Origin of the sequence: Halolamina sp. (genome assembly GCF_036626355.1) — an archaeon.
Lineage (GTDB): Archaea > Halobacteriota > Halobacteria > Halobacteriales > Haloferacaceae > Halolamina.
Window position 1 is genome coordinate 1 of sequence record NZ_JAZKRY010000129.1, and the last position, 5296, is coordinate 5296.

Annotated in this window: 4 protein-coding genes and 1 pseudogene; all 5 read right to left on the reverse strand. The window is 67.7% G+C overall.

The genetic code is table 11. The annotated features are described in order from the left end of the window. Positions 1–663, reverse strand: a pseudogene (locus V5A38_RS14310) (ribose 1,5-bisphosphate isomerase); the annotation flags it as partial. Positions 664–874: 211 nt separating this feature from the next. Next, positions 875–1954: a methionine synthase gene (locus V5A38_RS14315; RefSeq protein ID WP_332326441.1), complete on the reverse strand. Its 1080-nt coding sequence runs from the start codon at positions 1952–1954 to the stop codon at positions 875–877. After that, positions 1954–2973, reverse strand: a complete 1020-nt coding sequence (locus V5A38_RS14320) for a 5-methyltetrahydropteroyltriglutamate--homocysteine methyltransferase (RefSeq protein ID WP_332326442.1) — start codon at positions 2971–2973, stop codon at positions 1954–1956. The genes V5A38_RS14315 and V5A38_RS14320 overlap by 1 nt, the downstream gene beginning before the upstream one ends. A 93-nt stretch (positions 2974–3066) precedes the next feature. After that, complete coding sequence (locus V5A38_RS14325) at positions 3067–4059, reverse strand: isocitrate/isopropylmalate family dehydrogenase (protein WP_332326443.1); 993 nt, start codon at positions 4057–4059, stop codon at positions 3067–3069. A 135-nt stretch (positions 4060–4194) separates the two neighbouring features. Further along, the gene (locus tag V5A38_RS14330) at positions 4195–5259 is read right to left on the reverse strand and encodes an oligopeptide/dipeptide ABC transporter ATP-binding protein (RefSeq protein ID WP_332326444.1); all 1065 of its coding nucleotides are present in this window, start codon (positions 5257–5259) and stop codon (positions 4195–4197) included. Positions 5260–5296 lie beyond the last annotated feature (37 nt).

Here is a 5296-nt window from a genome sequence, read left to right on the forward strand (position 1 = left end):
GACGCTCCCGTCGGCGGCGATGGAGTCGGCGCCGACCAGCAGGTGGTCCACGTCGTCGAGATAGCGGTGCGCGGCGTTGTCGACGATGAGCGTGACCGGGACACCGAGGTCGACCAGCTCCGCAGCGGTGATCTGGCCCTGGTTCCGCGGGCGGGTTTCCTTGACGACCGCCGAAAGCTCCTTGCCCTGCTCGACGGCGGTTTCGATGCAGGAGAGCGCATCCGTCGAGTGGCAGTGGGTCATCACGGTGTCGCCGTCCTGGATCCGGTTCGCGCCGACTTCCCCGAGTTCGTCTTGGGCGCGGTCGAGCCGGTGATCGAACTCCCGGGCGGCGGCGTCGACGCTCTCTCGCAGTTCCTCGACATCGTCGCCCTCCATCCGGGTGAGCACGTAGCGCAGCGTGTTGGGCAGCGAGACCGCCGTGGGCCGGGTCTCGTGCAGCCGTCGAGCGGCTGCCCGCATCGTCTCGCGAAACGCATCCGGGTCAGTCTCCTCGGCGTCGTCAGACGGCGTCTGACTGCCCGCGGGACTGCGTCCCCCGACGTCGACGGCCTGCCTGCGGAGCGCCTCGGCGGCCGCCGCGGCGATAGTGGCAGCGCCCCGCGTCTCCATCGAGGCGATGTTCTCCGCCGTCTCCTCGACGACGGGGTGGAGATTGGTCATGACACTGAACGTAGAGGCCGGGTCTGAAAAGGGTGGCCGAATCTGGTCCGTTTTCGCGTCGTTCAGGCCGTCGTCAGCGGATGTGGCTAACCGTCGCCGCTTAGCGTGTGAGTCGGCAGCCGCCAGCCGGCTCACTCTTCAGCGTGTGAGTCGGCAGCCGCCAGCCGGCTCACTCTTCAGCGTGTGAGTCGGCAGCCGCCAGCCGACTCACTCAGTCGTCTGCGGGCGCGATGTCGCGAACCGGCACGTCGACCTCGCCGGCGTCGAGTTCTTCCTCGACCTCGCGGGCGGCCTGCACGAGGTTCTCCATCTTGCCGTACGCGGACTCACGGGGAAGCAGCTTCAGCCCACAGTCCGGGCTGATGGTCAGCTTCTCCGGCGGGACGACCTTCAGCCCCTCTTTGATGTTCTCCTTGATCTCCGCGACGCTCTCCACGTCGGCGACGTGGGCGTCGACGACCCCGAGCGCGAGGTCTGGCGCGAACTCGCCGTCGGCGAACACCTCGATCTGCTCGTACCCGCCGTTACACAGCTCCAGGTCCACTTCGTCGACCGGGAACTCGTTGAGTTCGGGGTAGATCCGCGAGTAGTCGCCGTAGCAGACGTGGAGGCCGATGCGGACCTCCTCGGGCACGCCGTCGGCGATGCGTTCGAGACACTCGCCGACGATAGCGTGGTCGTCGGGCGTCGTCGCCAGCGCCGGCTCGTCGATCTGGATGTATCGCGCACCGGCGTCGACCAGCTTCTCGATCTCCTCGTTCACGAGGTCCGCGAGGTCGTAGGCCAGCGCCTCCTTGCTCTCGTAGGCCTCGTTGAACGCCCAGTAGGCGAGCGTGTAGGGCCCCGTGATGGGCACCTTGACCGGGCGCTCAGCCACCTCGTTGGTGAACTCGAACTCCTCGACCAGCCACGGCTCGTCGTACTCGACCGCCTCGACCACGGAGGGTTTGTCGAAGTAGTTGTGGCCCCACACCTTCACGGGCCCGTTGAACTCGTAGCCATCGATGCGGTGGGCGAAGAACTCCACCATCTCGTTGCGGCGCATCTCGCCGTCCACGACGGTGTCGAGCCCGGCGCGTTCGTGTTCGTGGGTGATGAGTCGGCAGGCGTCGTCGTGGGCCTCCTCGAGGTCCCCTTCGTCGAACTTCGACTCGGGGTCGTCGGCGAGTTCGTCGGCGCGGTTGAGCCACTTGGGCTTGGGGTAGGAGCCGACGATGCTCGTCAGCAGGAACGAGTCGTTCGGGTGCTCTGCGGGGCGGAACTGCGCACGGTTCTGGGCGTCTCGGGCCATCAGGCGCTCACCCCCGTTTCCGCTGCAGCCTCGTCGACGGCCGCCGCGAGCACCGCAAGCTTCTCACGGTATTTCGAGACGGGGAGGTACGCCAGTTCCGTGTTGGGCGTGACGTAGATGGTCTCGAACTCCTGGCCCGGCACCTTGGTGTCGACCCAGTCGATGCGCTCGCGCACGGTCCCGGCCGATTCGATCTCGGTGTTCTGGCCGTCGACCAGCCCCAGCGAGATGGCGTCCTTGGTGCCGTACTCGTTGATGTTGTAGAGGTGAGCGTCGCGGTCACCAGCGATGAAGTCGAAGCCCAGTGCGTCCACGTCTGCGTCCATCAGGTGCGCGTACGTTTTCTCGTCGTGAGCGCCCCAGGAAGACTGCACCACGACTTCGGCGTCGGTTGCGGCGGCGACGGTGTCCACTGCGGCGCTCGCGCGCTCGTGCGCCCCCTCGGCGGGCGCATCAGTTACCAGCGACGGCTCGGGGAGCAGCAGCGTCTCGTGTGGCGGGAGTGCCCGGACCTCCTCGGCAAGGAACCCCGCGATGGCATTCAGGAACTCGGCCTCGTCGCCGTAATACTCGTCAGTCGCCAGCGCAGCGAGGGTGTACGGACCCGGCAGCACCGCCTGTAGCGACTCGCCCCCCTCCAGCAGCCCGTGGGCGGCGTCGAGCTCCGCAGCTACGTCCCCGTCGACGGTGAGCTCGCCGACGACCGTCGGGTCGCGGTAGAAGTTGTTGTTGTCGAAGTAGCGCACGATGCCGCCGGTCTCGACGTTGTCGTGAACCGCCAGCGGATGCGCGAGGAAGTCGTCCCAGCGGGCCTGCCCCTCGACGATGCGGTCGAGGCCGGCGTCACGCTGGTCCTCGATGAGCTCCGTCCGGACGCGTTCGTATGCGGCTCGGACCTCCGGCCCCTCGGAGCCGTCGATGAGGTCGTGTTTCTGGTGGCCTTTCAGGTCCGAGAGCTGTGTCTTCGCCCAGTCCGGGAGCGGGAACAGCCCGGCGGTCGTGGCGACGCGTTCTGTCATACGTGACCTTCCGGATGCGGGTGCTTAATAATTACTACTCCAGTTTATTCCCATGGGTAATTCGCATGCTCGAATCGGCCCTCCCTGACGCGCCTACAGCCGGTTCCGGATGGCCTCGGCCATCTCTTCGGTCGTCGCGCTGCCGCCGAGATCCGGCGTTCGTCGGCCGTCTTCGAGCACCGATTCAGTCGCCTCACGGACGCGCGCTGCGGTCTCGGACCGGTCGAGGAAATCGAGCAGCATCGCCGCCGAAAGAACGGTGGCGACGGGGTTGGCGACGCCCTGGCCGGCGATGTCCGGGGCGGTGCCGTGGACCGGTTCGAACAGCGCGTTCTCGGCGCCGAGGTTCGCCGAGGGGAGCAGGCCGAGGCCGCCGACCAGCCCCGCGGCCTGGTCCGAGAGCACGTCGCCCGCGAGGTTCGGTGTCACGAGCACGTCGTAATCCTGTGGGTGCATGGACATGTGTGTCGCCATCGCGTCCATCAGCACCGGTTCGGCGTCGAAACCGCGCTCCTGGGCGACGGACTGCACGGCGTCGAGGAACCGACCGTCGGTTTCCCGCATCACGTTGGCCTTGTGGACGACGTGAAAACTGTCTAACCCCTTCTCCTCGCAGTACTCGCAGGCGAACGCCGCCAGCCGACGCGAGGCCGACTCGGTGACGACGCGGGTGAGCGTCGAGAGGTCGTCGCTCAGTCGCTGTTCGTGGCCGGCGTAAACGCCCTCGGTGTTCTCCCGGAGCACCACGAGGTCACAGTCGGGCTGGACGGCGTCGACGCCGGGGTACGCCCGCGCGGGCCGGACGTTGACGTCGGAGTCTACAACCTCCCGGAGCGGGAGAATCACGTCTGCCGCGCTATCGCCGACGGCGCCGAACAGTGTCGCGTCCGCGTCAGCGACGGCCTCGCGAGTCTCCTGGGGGAGGGGAGTGCCGACGCGCTCGTTCACCGCGTCACCGGCCTCGGCGTCGACGAACTCGAACTCACCGACGGTCTCGAGTATCCGCCTGGCCTCCGGGACGACTTCGGTGCCGATGCCGTCACCGGGGACGACGGCGATTCGTGGAACTCCGGCCTCGTTGGTCATGCACCCGACTCGTGGTGGGCAGTGTATAACGTTAGCTGTGGCTGCAGCGTCGGCCGGTGCTGGCGAAACTGGGTAAGCGACGACGCTTTCGATCGTAATTGCGCGTTTCGGGCCCCGGCCGGCCCGGAACTCGCGCTACTCGTGGTCCGGTCGGAAGTGGCAGGCGAGTTCGCGGCCGTCAACGGCCCGAAGCTCGGGGTCCTCGTCGACACAGCGGACGGCCTCGTCCTGGTCGAGGCGTTCCCGCAGGTGACAGCGCGTGTGGAACCGGCAGCCCGACGGCGGCTGCACGGGATCCGGCGGCGAGCCGGGCAGCTGAATCCGGTTGTCCGGCTGTGGGTCGGCGGTCACCCGCGGCACGCTCGACAGCAGCGCCTCCGTGTAGGGGTGTTGGGGGTCGGCGAACAGCTCCTCGACCGGGCCGACTTCGACCAGTTCGCCGAGATACATCACTGCGACGCGGTCGGCGACCTGCCGGACGACGCTCATATCGTGGGTGATGAGCAGGTAGGTCAGGCCGAACTCGTCCTGGAGCTGTTCGAGCAGCTGGAGGATACCCGCCTTGATACTCACGTCGAGCGCGCTGACGGGCTCGTCGGCGACGACCATCGAGGGGTTCAGCGCGAGCGCCCGAGCGATGCCGACGCGCTGGCGCTGCCCGCCCGAGAGCTCGTGGGGGAACGCTTCGTAGTGGTCCTCGCCGCTGAGTCCGACCGTGTCGAGCAGCTCCCGGACGTACGCCGCGCGGTCGTCCTCGCGTTCGCCGTGGATGATCAGCGGCTCGGCGACGATGCGTCCGACGGTCATCCGTTCGTTCAGCGTCGCGAACGGGTCCTGGAACACCATCTGGACGTCCCGGCGGAACGCTTTATCGACGTTGCCACCGACTGATTTCCCGCGGAACCGGATTTCGCCGCCGGTCGGGTCGTTCAGTCCGATGAGCGTCTCGGCCATCGTCGATTTCCCGCAGCCCGACTCGCCGACCACGGCGAGGGTCTCGCCGCGCTCCAGGTCGAAGCTCACGCCGTCGACGGCCTGCACTGCGCCGGTCTGCCGGCCCAGAATCCCCGATTGGACGGGGTAGTACTTCTCGAGCTCCCGAACAGAGAGGATTGGTTCGGCGGCGGCGTCTGCGGACCGGGCCGCGTCGCCCGCGTCGCCCGCCTCCCCCTGCCCGAGGGTGCTGTTTGGGTCGCTCATCGCTCCACCTCACTGGTGGCCTCGTCCTGGCTGTCGC